At 73.0% G+C, this 19,120-nt stretch carries 15 protein-coding genes; 5 read left to right on the top strand and 10 right to left on the bottom strand.

Annotated elements, in window-relative coordinates; all coding sequences use genetic code 11:
- Positions 1-3: 3 nt before the first annotated feature.
- The 3 genes from ACIGHB_RS32040 to ACIGHB_RS32030 all read right to left on the bottom strand — a co-directional run bounded on the left by ACIGHB_RS32040 (position 4) and on the right by ACIGHB_RS32030 (position 4,048).
- On the bottom strand, positions 4-2,625 hold the full coding sequence (locus ACIGHB_RS32040; RefSeq protein ID WP_360316682.1) for a bifunctional FO biosynthesis protein CofGH: 2,622 nt from the start codon (positions 2,623-2,625) through the stop codon (positions 4-6).
- A 64-nt stretch (positions 2,626-2,689) separates the two neighbouring features.
- Positions 2,690-3,523 carry an LLM class F420-dependent oxidoreductase gene (locus tag ACIGHB_RS32035; RefSeq protein WP_399918020.1) on the bottom strand — a complete coding sequence of 278 codons (834 nt, stop codon included), beginning with the start codon at positions 3,521-3,523 and terminating at the stop codon, positions 2,690-2,692.
- Between the two features lie 57 nt (positions 3,524-3,580).
- The gene (locus ACIGHB_RS32030) at positions 3,581-4,048 is read right to left on the bottom strand and encodes a GNAT family N-acetyltransferase (protein ID WP_399918018.1); all 468 of its coding nucleotides are present in this window, start codon (positions 4,046-4,048) and stop codon (positions 3,581-3,583) included.
- A gap of 58 nt (positions 4,049-4,106) precedes the next feature.
- Here ACIGHB_RS32030 and ACIGHB_RS32025 point away from each other — a divergent pair, with 58 nt between their 5' ends.
- Positions 4,107-4,322 (top strand): hypothetical protein, encoded by a 216-nt coding sequence (locus tag ACIGHB_RS32025; protein WP_360316688.1) that lies wholly within the window; start codon positions 4,107-4,109, stop codon positions 4,320-4,322.
- 81 nt (positions 4,323-4,403) lie between these two features.
- On the opposite strand, the gene ACIGHB_RS32020 is transcribed toward ACIGHB_RS32025, so the two are convergent.
- The 6 genes from ACIGHB_RS32020 to ACIGHB_RS31995 form a co-directional block, all read right to left on the bottom strand.
- Positions 4,404-5,969, bottom strand: a complete 1,566-nt coding sequence (locus tag ACIGHB_RS32020) for an amino acid permease (RefSeq protein WP_391082190.1) — start codon at positions 5,967-5,969, stop codon at positions 4,404-4,406.
- Between the two features lie 293 nt (positions 5,970-6,262).
- Positions 6,263-7,723 (bottom strand): aldehyde dehydrogenase family protein, encoded by a 1,461-nt coding sequence (locus ACIGHB_RS32015; RefSeq protein ID WP_399918015.1) that lies wholly within the window; start codon positions 7,721-7,723, stop codon positions 6,263-6,265.
- Entirely contained in the window at positions 7,720-9,447 is a 1,728-nt protein-coding gene (locus tag ACIGHB_RS32010; RefSeq protein WP_399918013.1) for an amidohydrolase family protein, read from the bottom strand. The genes ACIGHB_RS32015 and ACIGHB_RS32010 overlap by 4 nt, the downstream gene beginning before the upstream one ends.
- Before the next feature lie 557 nt (positions 9,448-10,004).
- On the bottom strand, positions 10,005-11,129 hold the full coding sequence (locus ACIGHB_RS32005; protein WP_399918011.1) for an LLM class flavin-dependent oxidoreductase: 1,125 nt from the start codon (positions 11,127-11,129) through the stop codon (positions 10,005-10,007).
- 102 nt (positions 11,130-11,231) lie between these two features.
- Positions 11,232-11,993, bottom strand: a complete 762-nt coding sequence (locus ACIGHB_RS32000; RefSeq protein WP_360316700.1) for a glucose 1-dehydrogenase — start codon at positions 11,991-11,993, stop codon at positions 11,232-11,234.
- Positions 11,994-12,004: 11 nt separating this feature from the next.
- Entirely contained in the window at positions 12,005-12,922 is a 918-nt protein-coding gene (locus tag ACIGHB_RS31995) for a TIGR03619 family F420-dependent LLM class oxidoreductase (protein WP_399918054.1), read from the bottom strand.
- A 191-nt stretch (positions 12,923-13,113) separates the two neighbouring features.
- Here ACIGHB_RS31995 and ACIGHB_RS31990 point away from each other — a divergent pair, with 191 nt between their 5' ends.
- Both ACIGHB_RS31990 and ACIGHB_RS31985 read left to right on the top strand, forming a co-directional pair.
- A complete protein-coding gene (locus ACIGHB_RS31990) occupies positions 13,114-13,335 on the top strand; it encodes a type II toxin-antitoxin system VapB family antitoxin (protein WP_030495222.1) in 222 nt (73 codons plus the stop codon).
- Positions 13,332-13,745 carry a PIN domain-containing protein gene (locus ACIGHB_RS31985; RefSeq protein WP_399918008.1) on the top strand — a complete coding sequence of 138 codons (414 nt, stop codon included), beginning with the start codon at positions 13,332-13,334 and terminating at the stop codon, positions 13,743-13,745. The genes ACIGHB_RS31990 and ACIGHB_RS31985 overlap by 4 nt, the downstream gene beginning before the upstream one ends.
- Positions 13,746-13,800: 55 nt before the next feature.
- Here ACIGHB_RS31985 and ACIGHB_RS31980 read toward each other — a convergent pair whose 3' ends face one another.
- Positions 13,801-15,027, bottom strand: coding sequence for an amidohydrolase family protein (locus ACIGHB_RS31980; RefSeq protein ID WP_399918006.1), 1,227 nt, complete (start codon positions 15,025-15,027; stop codon positions 13,801-13,803).
- 175 nt (positions 15,028-15,202) lie between these two features.
- Here ACIGHB_RS31980 and ACIGHB_RS31975 point away from each other — a divergent pair, with 175 nt between their 5' ends.
- Together ACIGHB_RS31975 and ACIGHB_RS31970 are read left to right on the top strand one after the other, a co-directional pair.
- Complete coding sequence (locus ACIGHB_RS31975) at positions 15,203-18,448, top strand: AfsR/SARP family transcriptional regulator (RefSeq protein WP_399918004.1); 3,246 nt, start codon at positions 15,203-15,205, stop codon at positions 18,446-18,448.
- 216 nt (positions 18,449-18,664) lie between these two features.
- Positions 18,665-18,874, top strand: coding sequence for a hypothetical protein (locus tag ACIGHB_RS31970; RefSeq protein ID WP_360316712.1), 210 nt, complete (start codon positions 18,665-18,667; stop codon positions 18,872-18,874).
- Positions 18,875-19,120 lie beyond the last annotated feature (246 nt).

Genomic DNA, 19,120 nt, shown 5'->3' with positions numbered 1-19,120 from the left:
GGCTCAGCCCTCGACCACCGGCAGCAGCTCCGGCAGGTGCCCGTCCGAGGCCCGGGCCGCGGCCTGCCGCTCCGCGGACACCTCCCCGTAGAGGGTCGTCCGGGGGCGGGACGGACGGCCCGCCGCCTCGGCGATCGCCTCCAGATCACGGATCGAGCGGTACGAGCCGTAACTCGACCCCGCCATCCGCGAGATGGTCTCCTCCATCAGCGTCCCGCCGAGGTCGTTCGCGCCCGAGCGCAGCATCTCCGCCGCGCCCTCCGCGCCCAGCTTCACCCAGCTGGTCTGGATGTTGGGGATGTACGGGTGCAGGAGGAGCCGGGCCATCGCCGTCACCGCGCGGTTGTCGCGGACCGTCGGGCCGGGTCGCGCGATGCCCGCGAGGTACACCGGCGCGTTGGTGTGGATGAAGGGCAGCGTCACGAACTCCGTGAAACCGCCGGTCCGCCGCTGGATCGAGGCCAGCGTGCGGAAGTGGCCCAGCCAGTGCCGCGGCTGGTCCACGTGCCCGTACATCATCGTCGACGACGAGCGCAGGCCCAGCTCGTGCGCGGTGGTGATCACCTCGATCCAGGTGGCGGTGGGCAGCTTGCCCTTCGTCAGCACCCAGCGGACCTCGTCGTCGAGGATCTCGGCGGCGGTGCCGGGGATCGAGTCGAGCCCCGCCTCCTTCGCCGCCGTCAGCCACTCGCGGATCGAGAGCCCCGTGCGGGTGGCGCCGTTGACGACCTCCATCGGGGAGAAGGCGTGCACGTGCATCCCGGGGACGCGCGCCTTCACGGCCCGCGCGATGTCGAAGTACGCGGTGCCGGGCAGGTCCGGGTGGATGCCGCCCTGCATGCAGACCTCGACCGCGCCGACCTCCCACGCCTGCTGGGCCCGGTCGGCGACCTGGTCCAGGGAGAGGGTGTACGCGTCGGCGTCGGTACGGCGCTGGGCGAAGGCGCAGAAACGGCAGCCGGTGTAGCAGACGTTGGTGAAGTTGATGTTCCGGGTGACGACGTACGTCACCTCGTCGCCGGAGACCGACTTCCGCACGTCGTCCGCGACCGCGCACAGCGCGTCCAGCGCCGGCCCTTCCGCGTGCAGCAGGGCGAGCGCCTGCGGGTCGGTGAGCCGCGTCGGGTCGTCGGCGGCGACCCGGAGGGCCTCGCGGACGTCGGCGTCGATCCGCTCCGGGACCATGCCGGGCGCGGCGGCCTCCCGCAGCGCCTCCCAGTCGCCGTACACCTCGTCGAAGTCGGCCCGCCGGTCGCCGGTGCGGCCCTCGGTGTCGATGGCCGTGTGGAGGTCCGTGCGGCCGGTGGACGCGAACGCCTCGTCCGGCTCCTGCCACGGCAGACCGCGGACCACCGCGTCCGGGTTCGCGAGGCCGGTCTCCGGGTCGGCGAGCGCGCGGACGTGCGGCACGATCCGCGGGTCCAGCCACGGCTCGCCCCGGCGGACGAACTCCGGGTAGACACACAGCCGTTCACGCAGCTCGAAGCCGGCCGCCGCGGAACGCTCCGCGAGCTCGTCGATCCGCGGCCACGGCCGCTCGGGGTTGACGTGGTCGATGGTGAGGGGCGAGACACCGCCCCAGTCGTCGATACCGGCCGCGATCAGCCGCTCGTACTCCGCGTCCACCAGGTTCGGCGGCGCCTGCAGGCACGCGGACGGACCCATGATGAGGCGCGCGACGGCGACCGCCGCCACCAGGTCGTCGAGTTCGGCGTCCGGCATCGAGCGCATCGCCGTGTCCGGCTTCGCCCGGAAGTTCTGGATGATCAGTTCCTGGATGCCGTGGTACGCCCGCGCGACGCGGCGCAGCGCGAACAGCGACTCCGCCCGCTCCTCGTACGTCTCCCCGATGCCGAGGAGCAGCCCCGAGGTGAAGGGCACGGAGGAGCGGCCCGCGTCCTCCAGGACCCGCAGCCGCACGGCCGGTTCCTTGTCCGGCGAGCCGAAGTGCGGGCCGCCGGGCTCGGACCAGAGACGGGTGGCGGTGGTCTCCAGCATCATGCCCATCGACGGCGCCACCGGCTTCAGCCGCTGGAAGTCCGTCCAGGACAGCACGCCCGGGTTGAGGTGCGGCAGCAGCCCGGTCTCCTCCAGGATCCGCACCGACATGGCCCGCACGTACGCGAGCGTGTCGTCGTACCCGTGCGCGTCCAGCCACTCGCGGGCCTCGGGCCACCGGTCCTCCGGCTTGTCGCCGAGGGTGATGAGGGCTTCCTTGCAGCCCAGCGCGGCGCCCTTGCGCGCGATGTCCAGCACCTCGTCCGGCGACAGGAACATGCCGTGGCCCTCGCGCCGCAGCTTGCCGGGCACGGTCACGAAGGTGCAGTAGTGGCACTTGTCCCGGCACAGGCGCGTCAGCGGTATGAACACGCTCTTCGAGTACGTGATCACCCCGGGCCGCCCGGCCGCCTCAAGCCCGGCGTCCCGCACCCGCCCGGCGACCGCCACGAGCTCCGCCAGGTCCTCCCCGCGCGCCCGCAGCAGCACCGCCGCCTCGCCGACGTCGAGCGCGACCCCGTCCCTGGCCCGCCGCAGCGCCCGCCGCATCGCGTTCCTGGTCGGGGCCGCACCGCTCTGCCCGTCGCCCTGCCCCTGCTCCCGGTCGCCCACCCGCTGGTCCGTCATCCCCCGAGCATACGAGCGCGGCCCGCGCCGCGGAGACGGGTCCCCGTACCTGGTCACGGGCCCGTCACCCCAGGTGCTCCGCGTAGGCGTCCAGGACCCGCAGCACCTCGGACTCGCCGGCGGACGGGAGCTGGAGGACGGTCTCCTCGCAGCCGAGTTCGGCGTAGTGGGCGAGCTTGCCCGGGGTGGGGAGGACGGCGTACGGGACGACCTGGAGGGCCTTGGGATCGCGGCCCGCCTCCTCCCACGCGGCACGCAGCGGGGGCAGGGACTCCGTGAGGCCGCGCCCGCCGATCGGCATCCAGCCGTCCGTCTGTCCGGCGATCGCGGCGAAGAGCTTGGGTCCCGCGGCGCCGCCCAGCAGGATCCGCGGGGCGCCGCCGACCGGCTTCGGCCAGACCTCGGAGGCACGCACCGAGAACCCGGAATCGCCCTCGTACGCGGTCGGTTCCGGCGCCCACAGGGCCCGCATGAGGGCCAGCCGGTCGCGGACGAGCTCCCGGCGGCCGGCCCAGGCGACGCCGTGGTCGGCGGCCTCCTCGCGGTTCCAGCCGTAGCCGAGGCCGAGGGTGAACCGGCCGCCGGAGAGGTGGTCGAGGGTGGCGATCTGCTTGGCGAGCGCGATCGGGTCGTGCTGCGCGAGCAGCGTGATGCCGGTGCCGAGCGCGAGCCGTTCGGTGACGGCGGCGGCCTGGGCGAGCGCGACGAAGGGGTCGAGGGTGCGCGCGTACTCGCGCGGCAGCTCGCCGCCGGCCGGGTAGGGGGTCTCCCGGGAGACGGGGATGTGGGTGTGCTCGGGCAGATAGAGCCCGGCGAAGCCGCGCGCCTCCAGCTCGCGGGCGAGCCGCACGGGCGAGATGGTCTCGTCGGTCAGGAAGATCGTGGTCGAGATCCGCATGACGGCACGGTAGGGGCTACGGCCACGGATTCCGAGGCCCGTGACATCACCGGCTCGTCAGGTGGCGGGCGCCGGCCTCCTGACCATGAACACGTCCACCCCGTCCTCCGCCTCCACGGTGAACCCGGCCCGTTCGTAGAGCCGGCGGGCCGCGCTGCCCCGGAGGACGGCGAGGCGTACGACGGCGTCGGCCGCGTCGGCGCGGGCCAGCAGCCGGGCGAGGACGGCCGTGCCGAGGCCCCCGCCCTGGAGGTCCGGGGCGAGGTAGAAGTGCTCCAGGTGGAGGCCGTCTCCGCCGCTGTCCGGGCGGAGGGTGACGCAGCCGGCGAGCGCCCCGTCGCGGGTCTCGACGATCGAGGTGTACGCGGGCGAGAAACCGTCGCGCAGCCGCTGCCGGACCCGGTGCGGGTCGTACCGGCCGAGCCGTTCCAGGTCGGGGCGCATGACGAAGGCGCGCAGCTCCGCGACCGCCTCGACGTCCTCCGCCCGGCCGGGCCGCAGCGACCAGTCCCTCGTCACACGCATGGCGCGATGGTAGGCAGCGGTCCGTAACCGCTCCCCGCCGACCCCCGTTGGAGCGGGCATGAAGAAGCTCCTCACCGCAGCCGCCCTGACCGCCTTCGCCGCCACCGGCGGCCTCGCCTCCGCAGGCTCCGCCGCCGCCGACACGAGCGGCCTGAACCTGCCGTCGGTCGTCCCCCTCAGCGGCGTCCTGAACCCGAAGCCGCTCCCGCCGCAGGCGGCCGACCTGCCGCCCGCCAACCAGGCGGTGAGCAAGCTGCTGCCCGGGCAGAAGTAGCCCGGGCGAACGAAAGCGGCGGGACCCCCCACGGGCCCGCCGCTTTCGCGTTCTGGGTGACTCAGGTGTGTGCGGAGGCGGTCAGTCGGTGACCACCAGGGAGGGGGTTTCCTTCGTGAGGATCTCGCCTCGGAAGAAGGCGGGGCTGCGGCGCTGCATGACGAGCATGATGACGGCGCCGAGGAGGAGGAGGCCGACGGCGATGACGAAGACGGAGCCGACGCCGAAGACGGCGGAGCCGGAGCCGTAGGCCGGGTCCCACATGTCGTAGAGGGTCTTGCCGAAGACCGCGGTGAGCATGACGCCGCCGAGGGCCGGCATGAGGCCCTTGAAGGCGAAGTCGCGGAAGGAGCGGAAGAGCTCGGCGCGGAAGTACCAGACGCAGGCGAAGGCCGTGATGCCGTAGTAGAAGCAGATCATGAGGCCGAGCGCGTAGATGGTGTCGACCAGGACGTGCTCGCTGACCAGGGTCATCACCGTGTAGAAGGCGCCGGTGGCGACGCCCGCGACGACGGTGGCCTTGCCGGGGGTCTTGAAGACCGGGTGGACCTTGGTGAAGGACTTCGGCAGCGCCTCGTACGTGGACATGGCGAGGACCGTGCGGGCGACCGGGATGAAGGTGGTCTGGAGGCTCGCGGCGGCGGAGGCCAGGACGGCGACGAAGAGGAAGACGCCGAGGACGGGGCCCATGACCGGTCCCGCGAGGGCGGCGAAGACGTTGTCGGAGGTCTCCGGGTTGGCGAGGCCGAGGCCCTGGTCGCCGGAGCCGACGGCCATCTGCGCGGCGATGCCGGTGGCGAGGTAGGAGCCGACGAGGACGACCATCGCGATGAGCGCGGCGCGGCCGGGGGTCTTGTCGCTGCCGGTGGTCTCCTCGTTGGTCGCCATGCAGGCGTCCCAGCCCCAGTACATGAAGATCGAGAGGGAGAGGCCGGCGGTGAAGGCGGCGAAGGACTGGACCGCGAAGGGGTTCATCCAGGACCAGGAGAAGTCGACCGAGGTCTCGAAGGAGCCGGCCTTGGAGAGGGCCAGGGCGACGAAGACGGCGAGGACGACGAGCTGGAGCCCGACGAGCGCGTACTGGACGCCCTTGGTGGCCGTCATGCCGCGGTAGCTGATCGCGGTGGCGGTGGCGATGAGGGCGAGGCAGGTGAGGATGTGGACGGCCTTGTTGCCGTCGAGGGCGGCGATGGACTCGCTGCCGGTGATCTCGCCCGCGAGGAGCCAGAAGTAGGAGGTGGCGACGCCGGCGAGGTTGGAGAGCACGATGATCGTGGCGATCACCAGGCCCCAGCCGCACATCCAGCCGATCTTGGGGCCGAACGCCTTCACGGTCCAGGTGAAGGAGGTGCCGCAGTCGGGCATGGCCCGGTTGAGCTCCCGGTACGCGAAGGCGACGAGGAGCATCGGGAGGAAGCCCGCGAGGAAGACGGCGGGCATCTGGAGGCCGACCTCGCCGGCGGTGGAGCCGAGGGTGGAGGTCAGGCAGTACACCGGGGCGACGGTGGAGATGCCGATGATCGCGTTGCCGAAGAGGCCGACGGAGTTGCCGCCCAGGCCCTTCTTGCGCACACCGGGGGTGTCGCCGGGGGCGGTGGCGCCCCTTACCGTGTCTCCGGCCTGGGGCCGCGCTTCCACCTGAGTCATGAACAGGACGTTAAGTGCTGCGGTTTCCTTATCCGGAGGGGCGAACTCCGCTCAGGTGATCGATCAACGCCTTGCATTGCGAGGCCAGACCGGGCCGCTCGCCAATGATTGAAAGATCGACCACCCTGCCGTACCGACCAACTGGTAGGTCGGGCGGCGGGTGTCCGATATGCGGGAACCGCAGCAAGGGGCGAAATGTCCGTTTCGAAATTTTCCCGAGGAATTTTCCCGGGCGCCGCCGAGAGGGCCGGAACCCTTGGGAGGACTGGGCTCCGGCCTTTTGTACCGGGCGGTCAGCCGGGCCAGACCACCGCCTGGAGCTCGCTGTAGGCGTGGAGGGCGTAGGAACCGACGTCCCGGCCCACCCCGCTCTTCTTGAAGCCGCCGAAGGGGGCCTCCATGTTCCGGCCGACGGTGTTGATCCCGACCCCGCCGGCCCGCAGCCGGGCGGCGATCCGGAAGGCGCGGGCGACGTCCCCGGACCAGACGTAGTCGAGCAGGCCGTAGTCGCTGTCGTTGGCCAGCGCGACGCCCTCCTCCTCGTCGTCGAAGGGGACGACCACGACGACCGGGCCGAAAATCTCCTCCCGCACCACCCGCATCTCGGGGGTGCAGTCGGCGAGGAGCGTCGGGGCCACGTAGAAGCCGCGGTCGAGGTCGGGGCGCTCGCCGCCGGCGACGACCCTGGCGCCCTCCTTCCGCCCCAGCTCGACGTAGGACTCCACCCGGTCGCGGTGGGCGGCCGAGATCACCGGACCGACGACCGTGCCCGGCGCGGCCGGGTCCCCCACCGTCATGAAGGCGAGGTAGCCGGTGAGCTTCTCCACGAGCCGCTCGTAGATCCCGCGCTGGGCGAGCACCCGGGTCGGCGCGGTGCAGATCTGGCCGCTGTAGAAGGAGAAGGTCGTGCCGATGCCCAGGACGGCCGAGTCGAGGTCGGCGTCGTCGAACACGAGCGCGGCGCCCTTGCCGCCCAGCTCCATGAGCTGCCGCTTCATGCCCCGGCCGCAGACCTCTCCGATGGCCTGGCCGACGGCCGTGGAGCCGGTGAAGGAGACCATGTCGACGTCCGGGGAGTCGACGGCCGCCTCGCCGACGGCGGGCGCCGAGCCGGTGACCAGGTTGACCACGCCGGGCGGGACTCCGGCCTCCTCCAGGGCGCGGACCATGGCGAAGACCGACAGCGGGTCCTGCGGGGCCGGCTTCACCAGGACGGTGTTGCCCATGGCGAGCGCGGGCGCGATCTTGCCGGCCGGGTTGGCCCAGGGGTTGTTGTACGAGGTGACGCAGGTGACGACGCCGACCGGGCGCCGGACCGCGACGGCACCGAAGACGCCCGCCTTCCCCATCGGGCCCGCCTCGTTGACCTGCGGCGGGAGGGGCTGTTCGACCGGCTCCAGGGCGCCCCTGGCGTACCGCCGGAAGCGGGAGGAGCCGACGGCCACCTGCATGCCGCGGGCGGTGCCGGTGGTGGCGCCGGTCTCGGCGCGGGCGAGGGCGGTGTGCGCGTCGGCGTCGCGGGCCATGATCGCGGCGGCCCGGTCGAGGAGCGCGGCCCGCTCCTCGGGCTTCGTCCGGGACCAGGACGCGAAGGCGTCGCGGGCGGCGGCGGCCGCCTCGTACACCTGGGCCCTGGACGCCTCCGGGGCGAGCCCGACGACCTCCTCGGTGGCCGGGTCGACCACCTCGTAGTGCCCGCCGTCGGGCTCGGTCCACTCCCCTCCTATGTACAGCCGCTCGGTGATGCCGCTCATCGGGTGCTCACCGTCCTCGTGTCGCGGCCCGAGCGCAGCACGCGCCCGGGGACGGCTCCGGTGACCTCGTCGTCCCTGACCGTCTCCACGCCGTTGACGCGGACGGAGACGATGCCGACCGCCCGCGAGTCCAGGCGGGGGCTGTCGCCGGGCAGGTCGTGGACGAGGGTGGCGGGTCCCGCGTCGATCCGCTCGGGGTCGAAGAGGACCAGGTCGGCGTGGAAGCCCTCGGCGATCCGGCCGCGCTCGCGGAGCCCGAAGAGCCGGGCCGGGTCGTCGCTGAGCATCCGCACGGCCTGCTCCAGCGGCACCAGCCTCCGGCCGCGCAGGCAGTCGCCGAGGAAGCGGGTGGTGTACGGGGCTCCGCACATGCGGTCCAGGTGGGCGCCGGCGTCGGAGCCGCCGAGCAGGACGTCCTCGTGCTGCCAGGTCTCGGCGCGCAGCGCCCAGGAGGCGGGGTCGTTGTCGGTGGGCATCGGCCACAGGACGGTCCGCAGGTCGTCGTTGGCGCAGATCTCGACGAGGCACTGGAAGGGGTCCTGGCCGCGTTCGGCGGCGATCTCCCCGACGACCCGGCCGGTCAGGCCCTCGTTCTCGCGGCTGTACGTGTCGCCGACGACGTACCGGCCGAAGTGCGCGAGGCGGCGGAAGACGCCGGCCTCCTTGGAGTCGGCGCGGCGCAGCATCTCGGCGCGGACGTCCGGGTCGCGCAGCCGCTCGATCCGCTCGGGGACGGGGAGGCCCAGGATCTCGCCCCAGCCGGGGATGAGGTTGAGGGCGCAGAAGGTGCCGAGGGACATGTTCATGGGGGTGAGGATCGGCATGGTGAGGGCGACGATCCGGCCGCCGGACTTGCGGGCGCGTTCGGAGGCGGTGAGCTGGCGGGGGACGCGTTCGGGGACGGCGGCGTCGATGGTGAGGACGTTCCAGTTGAGGGGGCGTCCGGCGGCGGCGGACATCTCGACGAAGAGGTCGATCTCGGCGTCGGAGAACTGGTCGAGGCAGCCCGCGAGGATGGCCTCGATCTGGGTGCCCTCGTGTTCGCCGACGGCCGTGGAGAGGGCGATGAGTTCGGCGGGGGTGGCGTGCCGGGAGGCGACGGGGGCGCCGTCGCCGTCGGAGTGGGTGGCGGACTGGGTGGTGGACAGGCCCCAGGCGCCGGCCTCCATGGCCTCCTTGAGGAGGGCGGTCATGGCCGCGAGCTGTTCGGGGGTGGGCGTGCCGCCGACGGCGTCCTCGCCCATGACGTACCGGCGCAGGGCGCAGTGGCCGACCATGAAGCCGGCGTTGACGGCGATCCGCCCCTCCAGGGCGTCGAGGTACTCGCCGAAGGTGGACCAGCTCCAGTCGACGCCCTCTTCGAGGGCGGCCAGGGCCATGCCCTCGACCTTGGACATCATGCGGCGGGTGTAGTCGGCGTCCTCGGGCCGGTCGGGGTGGAGCGGGGCGAGGGTGAAGCCGCAGTTGCCGCCGGCGACGGTGGTGACGCCGTGGTTCATGGAGGGGGTGGCGTACGGGTCCCAGAAGAGCTGGGCGTCGTAGTGGGTGTGCGGGTCGACGAAGCCGGGGGCGAGGACGAGTCCGGTGGCGTCCTCGGTGGTGCGGGCGGTGGCGCCGGGTGGGGGGAGGGTGATCCGGCCGTCGCGGATGCCGACGTCGGCTACGCGGGCGGGGGCGCCGGTGCCGTCCACGACGGTGGCGCCCTTGATGAGGTGGTCGAGCATGGCGATCCCTTTCTGTACGTGCCTGTGCGTGCCTGTGCGTGCCCGTGCGTGCCTGTACGGGGCCACGCGTGTGCCCCGGCCGGGGCCGCCGCGGAACGGCCGCCGGCCGGGGCGGGTACGGGGCGGCGGTCCGGGAAGACACCGCCCCGCGTTTCGGTCCGTTGTGGGCAGGCGTTCCGCGGGGCGGAACGGGTGGGCACAACGGGACGGCGCCCTGCCGGCGCCAGAGGCTTCCGGGCCTGGACCCGCACCGGGACGGCGCCGCACTCGTGGTGCGGGTCCAGGCGCGGAACGCGGAGGCGCCGCTGAGGGCGCCGTTCCGTGTGCCCACCCTCCCCCAAGCTCTCGGCTTCGCTCGAGCAGGGGGGACCCCCATCGCCCCTGCGGAACGCCTGCCCACACGGCGGTGGTGGGGGTGGGCGCGTCTCGTGTGCCCGCGCGCGGCGGCCGCCGCCCCGCCGCCCCGCCCCCCCCCCCCCGGGCCCCCGGCGGCGCCGCCCCCCCCGCCGCCCCGCGGGGCGGGCGGGACCGGGACGCGGGCCGCCGCGCCGGGGGCGCTACGCGCTCGAGGACTGGCGGAAGCGGGTGGTGCGGTGGATCGGGTCGGTGTCGATCTCGGGGATCACGTGTTCGCCGATCAGCTTGATCGAGTTCATCGTGTCCTCGTAGGAGATCCCGATCGGGAGGCCGAAGGAGAGCTGGTCGGCGCCGGCCTGCTCCCAGCGGCGGCACTGGGCGAGGACCTCGGAGGGGTCGCCGCAGATCATCAGTTCCTCGGCGATGAGGAGTTCGATGATCTCGGCGGAGTACTCGGGGAGCAGCTCGGGCCACTCGGGGATGCCCTCGGGGCGCGGGAAGGTGTCGTGGTAGCGGAAGAGGAGCGACTGGAGGTAGTTGAGCCCGCCGCCGACGGCGATCTCGACGGCCTTGTCGTGGGTCTCGGCGCAGATCGCGGTGGAGGTGACCATGACGTTGTCGTTGACGAAGTCGCCGACGGCCTTGGCCTCCTTGATCGCGTTCTTGTAGGACTCGACGACCCACTCCATGTCGGAGACCTTCTGGACGCTGAAGCCGAGGACGCCGAGGCCCATCTTCCCGGCCATGGCGTACGAGGAGGGGGAGCCGGCGGCGTACCACATGGCGGGGTGGGAGGCGCCGTACGGCTTGGGGAGGATCTTGCGGGGCGGGAGGGACCAGTGTTTGCCCTGGAAGCCGGCGTACTCGTCCTGGAGCCACATCTTGGGGAACTCGGCGATGGTCTCTTCCCAGAGTTCCTTGGTGTGGTTCATGTCGGTGATGCCCGGGAAGAAGCCGAGGATCTCGTGGCTGCCGGCGCCGCGGCCGGAGCCGAACTCGAAGCGGCCTTCGGAGAGGTGGTCGAGCATCGCGACCTTCTCGGCGACCTTGACCGGGTGGTTGACCGGGGCGAGCGGGTTGAAGATGCCGGAGCCGAGGTGGATGCGCTCGGTGGCGTGGGCGAGGTAGCCCAGGTAGACGTCGTTGGCCGAGAGGTGCGAGTACTCCTCCAGGAAGTGGTGCTCGGAGGCCCAGGCGTACTTGAAGTTGGACTTGTCCGCCTGGATGACGTACTCGGTCTCCTCCATGAGGGCCTTGTGCTCGGCTTCGGGATCGGTCTCGGCGCGCTTGCCGACGTATCCCTGTACGAAGATCCCGAATTCCACGGAAGTCACCGTCCTCGTGAGTTTCTGACGTGTCGTCAGATTCTTGGATGCACTGCGCCGTGTCAATACCTGACGACTCGTCAGATCGGTTTGTGGGGGCGGTCAGAAGAGGGAGACGCCGGCCAGCCAGCCGCCGTCGACGACGAAGGGCTGGCCCGTCACGTACGAGGAGTCCTCCGAGGTCAGGAAGAGGGCGAGGGCCGCCACCTCCTCCGGGCGGCCGATCCGGCCGAGCGGCACGAGCGAGCGGTACAGCTCGGCGGTGGCCGCCGGGTCCACCCCCTCCGGGTTGCTCATCGGGGTGTCGATCGCTCCCGGGCAGACCGCGTTCACCCGGATCCCCTGCGCCGCCAGCTCCAGCGCCGCCACCCGGGTCAGGCCGACCACCGCGTGCTTGGAGGCCGCGTAGGCGCCGACCCCGGCCATCCCGGTCACGCCGGTGTACGAGGCGGTGTTGACGATCGTGCCGCCGCCGGCCGCCGCGATCTCCGGGGCGACCGCCCTGATGCCCAGGAAGCAGCCGGTCTGGTTGACCGCGACGATCGCCTGGAACTCCTCCAGCGGCGTGGAGAGCAGCGCGTTGAAGCGGAGGATGCCGGCGTTGTTCACCAGCGCGTCGATCTTCCCGAACCGCTCCTTGGCGGCGGCCACCGCGGCCGTCCACTCCTCCTCGCGGGTCACGTCCAGGTGCACGTAGACGGCCCGGTCCTCCCCCAGCTCCTTGGCCAGGGCCTCCCCGGGGCCGTCCAGCACGTCCGCGAGGACGACCCTGGCCCCCTCGGCGGCGAAGAGCCGCGCCTCCCGCTCGCCCTGCCCGCGCGCCGCCCCCGTGACGATCGCGACCCGCCCGTCCAGCTTGCCCATGCCCACACTCCCTACAGCTGCGGGGCGACCTCCGACGCGAAGGCCGCCATCTGGTCGATGAGTTCGGTACGGCTCCGGCTGCGGAACCGCACCTGGATCTGGCCGACGCCCATCGCCCCGTACTCCCGGAGCGAGGCCGCCAGCTCCTCCGGCGGGCCGGCCAGCGTGCGCCGCCCGACCTCCCAGCCGGGGGCGCCCACGTACAGCGGCTCGGCGATCGCGCCGAAGACGAAGGGCCCGGTGAGCCCGGCCTCCTCGCGCAGCCGCCGGATCCGCTCGATCCGGCGGGCCAGCACCTCCCGGGGGTCGCCCTGCGGCAGCCAGCCGTCCCCCCTGAGCGCGGCCCGCCGCACGGCCGCCGGGGAGGAGCCGCCCACCCAGACCGGGACCCGCTCCTGCGCGGGCCGGGGCCGCTGCCCGAGGTCCTTGAAGGCGAACCGCTCCCCCAGGTGCTCCGGGTACTCCTCCGGGCCGAGCGCCGCCCGCAGCGCGTCGATCGTCTCGTCGAGGACCCCGCCCCGGCCCGCGAAGTCCGCCCCGACCGCCTCGAACTCCTCCTGCACGTGCCCGGCGCCCACCCCGAGGACCAGCCGGCCGCCGGAGAGGTGGTCGACGGTCGCGTACGCCTTGGCGGAGACCAGCGGATGCCGGAGCCCGACGACGGCGACGTGCGAGAGCAGCCGGACCCGCTCGGTGGCGGCGGCGAGGAAGGAGAGCGTGGCGACCGGGTCGTACCAGACGGTGCTCATCCCGGCGGCGAGCCGGCGCGGGATGGCGACGTGGTCGCAGCAGGCGACGTAGTCGAAGCCGTGCGCGTCGGCGGCGCGGGCGACGGCGAGCAGGTCGGCGGGGCCGGCCGTCGCCTCCCAGGCTTCGGCGTAGATCGCGGACTGGGACTGGACCGGCAGCTGCATTCCGTAGACCACCACGGGAATCCCCTCCATCTGACGCAGCGTCAGTTATGGCGCGTGGGCCATGCTGGCGGCTGACGGCTCATCAGGCAAGGGGCTGTCGGCGGCGGTGCGAAAGGGCGGGCGAGCGAGCGCCGGATCGCCCTGCGTGCCGGATGTGGAAGGAGTACAATTTTTTGTACATGTTCCCTAGAGACGGAGGGACCGCCGTGGCCGTGACCCAGATCGACATAGACGAGGACGCGCTGGAGCGGGCCATGGCCCTGTCCAAGGCGCGGACCAAGAAGGAAGCTGTCAACCTGGCCCTGCGCTTCTACGCCGACCGGCAAGAGCGCGCGGCTCGTATCGGGCGGCACTTCGAGCGCGCCCGCCACTGGGGGGCGGTCGAGGACGCGGAGCGGCGTCATCGGGCCGAGAAGGACGCCGGGTGATCTACCTCCTCGACACGTCCGGCCTCGTCCGGATCCTGGGCGACCCCGCACTCCAGTCGGCCTGGTACGACGCGATCGACGCCGAGGCGATCGCGTCGTGCTACCCGCAGCGCGCCGAGTTCCTGCACAGCGCCCGGAACGGGCGCGAGTACGACGAGATCGCCGAGATGTTCACCGAGCTCTACCCCGACGTCGCCGTGCCCAAGAACGCCGGACGCTGGATCGACTCCGTGCAGCGCCGGATGGCGCGGGCGGGGGAGCACCGGAGCGCCTCGGCCGTCGGCCTGATCATCGCGGCCACCGCGGCCCACCACGGCCTGACCGTCCTCCACGACGATGACGACTACCGGACCGTCGCCCGGCACGCGCCCGACGTGAGCGAGCACAACGTCCGGAACGTCCTGCCGTAGGCGACACGGGGCGGAGATCCCCGGAGGGGCGGCCGCCCCGCCCCTCACCCTCGCCTCACGGCCGCCACAGGCCCTCCGGGGTCAGGCCCAGCAGGTCGATGGCGTTGCCGCGGACGATCCGGTCCACGACGTCCGGGGCCAGGTGGCCCATCTGCGCCGCGCCGACCTCCTTGGACTTCGGCCAGGTCGAGTCGGAGTGCGGGTAGTCCGTCTCGTAGAGGACGTTCGCCGCGCCGATCGCGTCGAGGTTGCGCAGGCCGAAGGCGTCGTCGAAGAAGCAGCCGAAGACGTGCCCGGCGAAGAGCTCCGACGGCGGCCGGGTCACCTTGTCGGCGACCCCGCCCCAGGCGCGGTTCTCCTCCCAGACCACGTCCGCCCGCTCCAGGATGTACGGGATCCAGCCGATCTGGCCCTCCGCGTACATGATCCGCAGGTTCGGGAAGCGCTCGAACTTGCCGCTCATCAGCCAGTCGACCATCGAGAAGCAGCAGTTGGCGAAGGTGATCGTGGAGCCGACCGCCGGCGGGGCGTCCGCCGAGGTGGACGGCATCCGGCTGGACGAGCCGATGTGCATCGCGACGACCGTGCCGGTCTCGTCGCAGGCCCGGAGGAACGGGTCCCAGTGGTCGGTGTGGACCGACGGCAGCCCCAGATGCGGCGGGATCTCGGAGAAGGCCACCGCCCGCACCCCGCGCGCCGCGTTCCGCCGCACCTCGGCGGCGGCCAGCTCCGGGTCCCAGAGCGGGACGAGGGTCAGCGGGATCAGCCGGCCGCGCGCCTCCGGCCCGCACCACTCCTCCACCATCCAGTCGTTGTACGCGCGCACGCACAGCAGGCCGAGATCGCGGTCGGCCGCCTCGGTGAAGGTCTGGCCGCAGAAGCGCGGGAAGGTCGGGAAGCAGAGCGCGGACTGGACGTGGTTGACGTCCATGTCGGCGAGCCGGTCGGGGACGGAGAAGGATCCCGGCCGCATCTGCTCGTACGTGATGACTTCGAGGCGTATCTCGTCGCGGTCGTAGCCGACGGCGGTGTCCAGGCGAGTGAGGGGCCTGTGCAGATCCTCGTAGACCCACCAGTCGCCGATCGGGCCGTCGTCGCCGGGCGCGCCCATGACGGGCGCGAACTTGCCGCCGAGGAAGGTCATCTCCTTCAGCGGCGCCCGGACGATCCGCGGGCCGGTGTCCCGATACCGGGACGGGAGCCGGTCCCGCCAGACGTGCGGGGGCTCCACGGTGTGGTCGTCCACCGAGATGATCCTGGGGAAGGTCTCCTGGGTCTCCATGCCCTTCACGGTAGCGCCGATCTGACGAACCGTCAGCTACCGCGACGGCCGGAACGCGACACGGTGCGGGGAGACCCGGTCACAGCTCCCCCACAACCGCGCCCCGATGCTGACGCGCTCCCTCCGGACAAGGCAGACTGACGGGGCGATACCACCGGTAGGGGCAGGGGGAGCCATGGGGCAGGAGAACGGGCCGCGCGTCCCGGCGCAGGGCCCCGGCGGGAACGAGGCCGGGCCGGACGTCGGCGTGCCCCGGCAGCGGGCACGGACGGGCGGGGGTACGGGAGCGGGTTCGGGTTCGGGAGCGGGTTCGGGAGCGGGTACGGGAGCGGTCACCGGTACGGGAGCGGGCGCCGGCGCGGGGGCGAGCAGCGGCGCCGGCGTGGGTAGCGGCGCGGGCCCCGGAGCCGCTGCCGGCACCGGCGCGGCCCCCGGCGGCAACTCCGGAACCGGAACCAACGCGGCCCCCGGCGGCACTACCGGAACCGGAACCGGCACCGACACCGGCGCCGGCAGTGACACCCGCACCGGCACCGGGCTTCGTTTCGGTGTGCTCGGGCCCGTGCGGGCCTGGCGGGACGGGGAGGCGCTGGCCACCGGCTCGCCCCAGCAGCGGGCCCTGCTCGCCGCCCTGCTCCTGCGCGAGGGCCGTACCGCCACCGCCGCCGAGCTCATCGACGCCCTCTGGGGCGAGGAACCCCCCTCCCAGGCGCTCGCCGCGCTCCGCACGTACGCCTCCCGGCTCCGCAAGGTCCTCGGCCCCGAGGTCCTGGTCAGCGAGTCCGGGGGCTACGCGCTGCGGACCACGGGACTGGACCTCACGCGCGCCCGCGCGCTCGCCGCCGACGCGGAGAAGCTGCGGGCCGGCGGCGAGCGGACCGCCGCCCGCGCCCGGCTCGCCGAAGCCCTCGACCTGTGGGACGGCGAGGTCCTGGCCTCCGTGCCGGGGCCGTACGCCGACACCCAGCGGACCCGCCTGGAGGAGTGGCGGCTCACCCTCCTGGAGACCCGCGTCGACGTCGACCTGGAGATCGGCGCGCACGCCGAGGCCGTCTCCGAGCTGACCGCGCTCACCGCCGCGCACCCGCTGCGCGAACGCCTCCGCGAACTGCTGATGCTCGCCCTCTACCGGGGCGGACGGCAGGCCGAGGCGCTCGCCGTGTACGCCGACACCCGCCGGCTCCTCGCCGACGAGCTCGGCGTCGACCCGACCCCCGAACTCTCCCGGCTCCAGCAGCGCATCCTCCAGGGCGACACCGAACTGGCCCGCCCCGTCGAGGAGCAGGCCCCCGCCGCCGCCCCGCTCGCGCGTCCCGCGCAACTCCCGGCCACGGTCGCCGACTTCACCGGCCGGGCGGCGTTCGTACGGGAGCTGGGCGCCCGGCTCGCCACCGCCGAGGGCTCGGTCATGGCGGTCTCCGCGCTGGCCGGCATCGGCGGCGTCGGCAAGACCACCCTCGCCGTCCACGTGGCGCACGAGGCCCGCCCGCACTTCCCCGACGGACAGCTGTACGTCGACCTCCAGGGCGCCGGGGCCCGCGCCGCCGCCCCCGAGACCGTCCTCGGCTCCTTCCTCCGCGCCCTCGGCACCCCTGACTCGGCCATCCCCGACTCGCTGGAGGACCGGGCCGCGCTCTACCGCTCGACGCTGGACGGCCGCCGGGTCCTGATCCTCCTCGACAACGCGCGGGACGCGGCCCAGATCCGGCCCCTGCTGCCCGGGACGGCGGGCTGCGCGGCCCTCGTCACCAGCCGGATCCGCATGGTGGACCTGGCGGGCGCGCACCTGGTCGACCTCGACGTGATGTCCCCCGAGGAGGCGCTCCAGCTCTTCACCAGGATCGTCGGCGAGGAGCGGGTGCGGGCGGAGCGGGAGGCGGCGCTCGACGTGGTCGCCGCGTGCGGGTTCCTGCCGCTGGCGATCCGCATCGCCGCGTCGCGCCTGGCGGCCCGCCGCACGTGGACGGTGTCGGTCCTCGCCGCCAAGCTGGCCGACGAGCGGCGCCGCCTCGACGAGCTCCAGGCCGGCGACCTCGCGGTGAAGGCCACCTTCGAGCTGGGCTACGGCCAGCTGGAGCCCGCCCAGGCGCGGGCCTTCCGCCTCCTGGGCCTCGCGGACGGCCCGGACATCTCCCTGGCGGCGGCCGCGGCCGTCCTGGACCTGCCCCTCTGGGACACCGAGGACCTCCTGGAGGCCCTGGTGGACACGTCGCTCCTGGAGTCGGCGGCCCCCGGCCGCTACCGCTACCACGACCTGGTCCGCCTCTACGCCCGCGCCTGCGCCGACCGCGACGAGCACCCGCCCACGGAGAAGGCGGCGGCCCTCTCGCGCCTCCTCGACTTCTACCTCTCGACGGCGGCGCGGGTGTACGCCATCGAGCGGCCCGGCGACCGGCTCGTCGACCACCTGGAGCCGACGACGTACGAGGGCCTGTCCTTCACCGACCGCCACGAGGCCCAGGACTGGCTCTACGCCGAGTCCCACTGCCTCCTCGCCTGCGTCCGCCAGTCGGCCACGACCCCCGGCACCCTCCGCCGCGCGGTGGACCTGCTGTGGGCGTCGCTGGACCTCGGCGAGTCGGGAGCCAATTCGAGAGAGTTCGAGGCGACCGGGGCCGTCGTCCGGGATGCCGCCCGCGGCTGCCGGGACGACAAGGCCGAAGGGCGCGCCTTGATGGTCCTCGCGGGAGTCCACCACACGGCGGGCCGCTTCCAGGAGGCCGATCGTGACGCCGAGTCGGCGCTGCCGTGCGCGGAACGCGCCGGGGACCCCATCCCGGCCTGCTGGTCCGCCAACGCCCGAGGCATCATCGCGCTGTACCAGAACCGCTTCGCGGAGGGCGAGCAGCACCTCACCCAGGCCATCGAAAGGTTCCGGGGGATCGGTGACGAGCCCGGTGAGGCGAGCGCCCTCTGCAACCTCTCACGCATGCATCTCGCGATGGGACGGACCTCGAGCGCGATCGAGCTGGCCCTGCGCGGAACGGAGATCTACGACTCCATGGGGCATGCCCTGCGCGGTGCCAACGGACGGTACGCGCTCGGGCTGGCCCTCACCCAGGACAACCAGCTCGCCGCCGCGAGCGAGCGGCTGCGGGAAGCCCTGGCCGTCTTCGCCGACAGCCGCCAGAGGCTGTGGGAGGGCATGACCCTGTTCCGCCTCTCGGAGCTCGACCTGGCCGCCCGCAGGTACGCCCACGGGGCGTCCAACGCCGAGATGGCGCTCACGGTCCTCCGGGGCATCGGCGGCGAGTGGCGGCGGGCCAACGTACTGACCGTCCTCGGCCGCGCCCTCCACCACCTCGGTCAGACCGGACGGGCACAGGCGTGCTGGAAGGAGGCGCTGGGCGTCTTCGACTCCCTGGCGTCTCCGGAGGCGGCTCAGGTGAGGGAGCTCCTGGCACCGGCCACGGCCGCCTAGACCCGCCCCCGCCAGCACGTTCATCGTTCGTTTATCGCCGCCCGGCATGCTCGTACCCACAACAGGCCGCCGCCTCGGGGGGCAGGCGGACTGACGGCGAGGCCGAAGACCCTGGGGGTTAGGGTGATCGGCCCGGGAGATTCGGCCGGTCGTCCACGGGGGAAGGCCGGCCGGATCTCCTCACCTCTCTTATCCCACACGCAGGAGTTGACGAGCATGACCGATCCGCTGAAGCAGGACCCGATCATCAAGCCCCTGGACATGCACGCGACCTCGACGCCCGCCGTCGACGCCATCACCGACAAGGTCACGGGCCCGGGCGAAGCGGACATCACCACCAAGGACATGCACGCCACTTCGGAGCCGGCCGTCGACGCCATCACGGAGAAGGTCGTCGGCGAGGGCCACGAGCCCGCGGCCAAGTAGACCATTCCCCACGGGGAGATCGGCACCGGCGACGCCATCGGGGGAGCCGCCGGGGCCGTCCGCAGCGGCCCGCTCGACGGGGGAGCGCGAGGTCCCGGGGGACCCAGTACGGAACCAGGGGGGATCCGTACGGGAGGGATCGCGCGCGACGCGATCGGGCCGCCGACTGGAGGGCCGGGCAACTGCCCGGCCCTCCAGTCGGTTTCGGCCACCTGACGAAGTAGAACCTTCCACTTCGCGGCCGGT

The sequence above is a fragment of the Streptomyces sp. NPDC085460 genome, assembly GCF_044541975.1.
Classification (GTDB): domain Bacteria; phylum Actinomycetota; class Actinomycetes; order Streptomycetales; family Streptomycetaceae; genus Streptomyces.
Note: the sequence above shows the minus strand (reverse complement) of the source record. Positions and strands in the feature narration are given on the sequence as shown.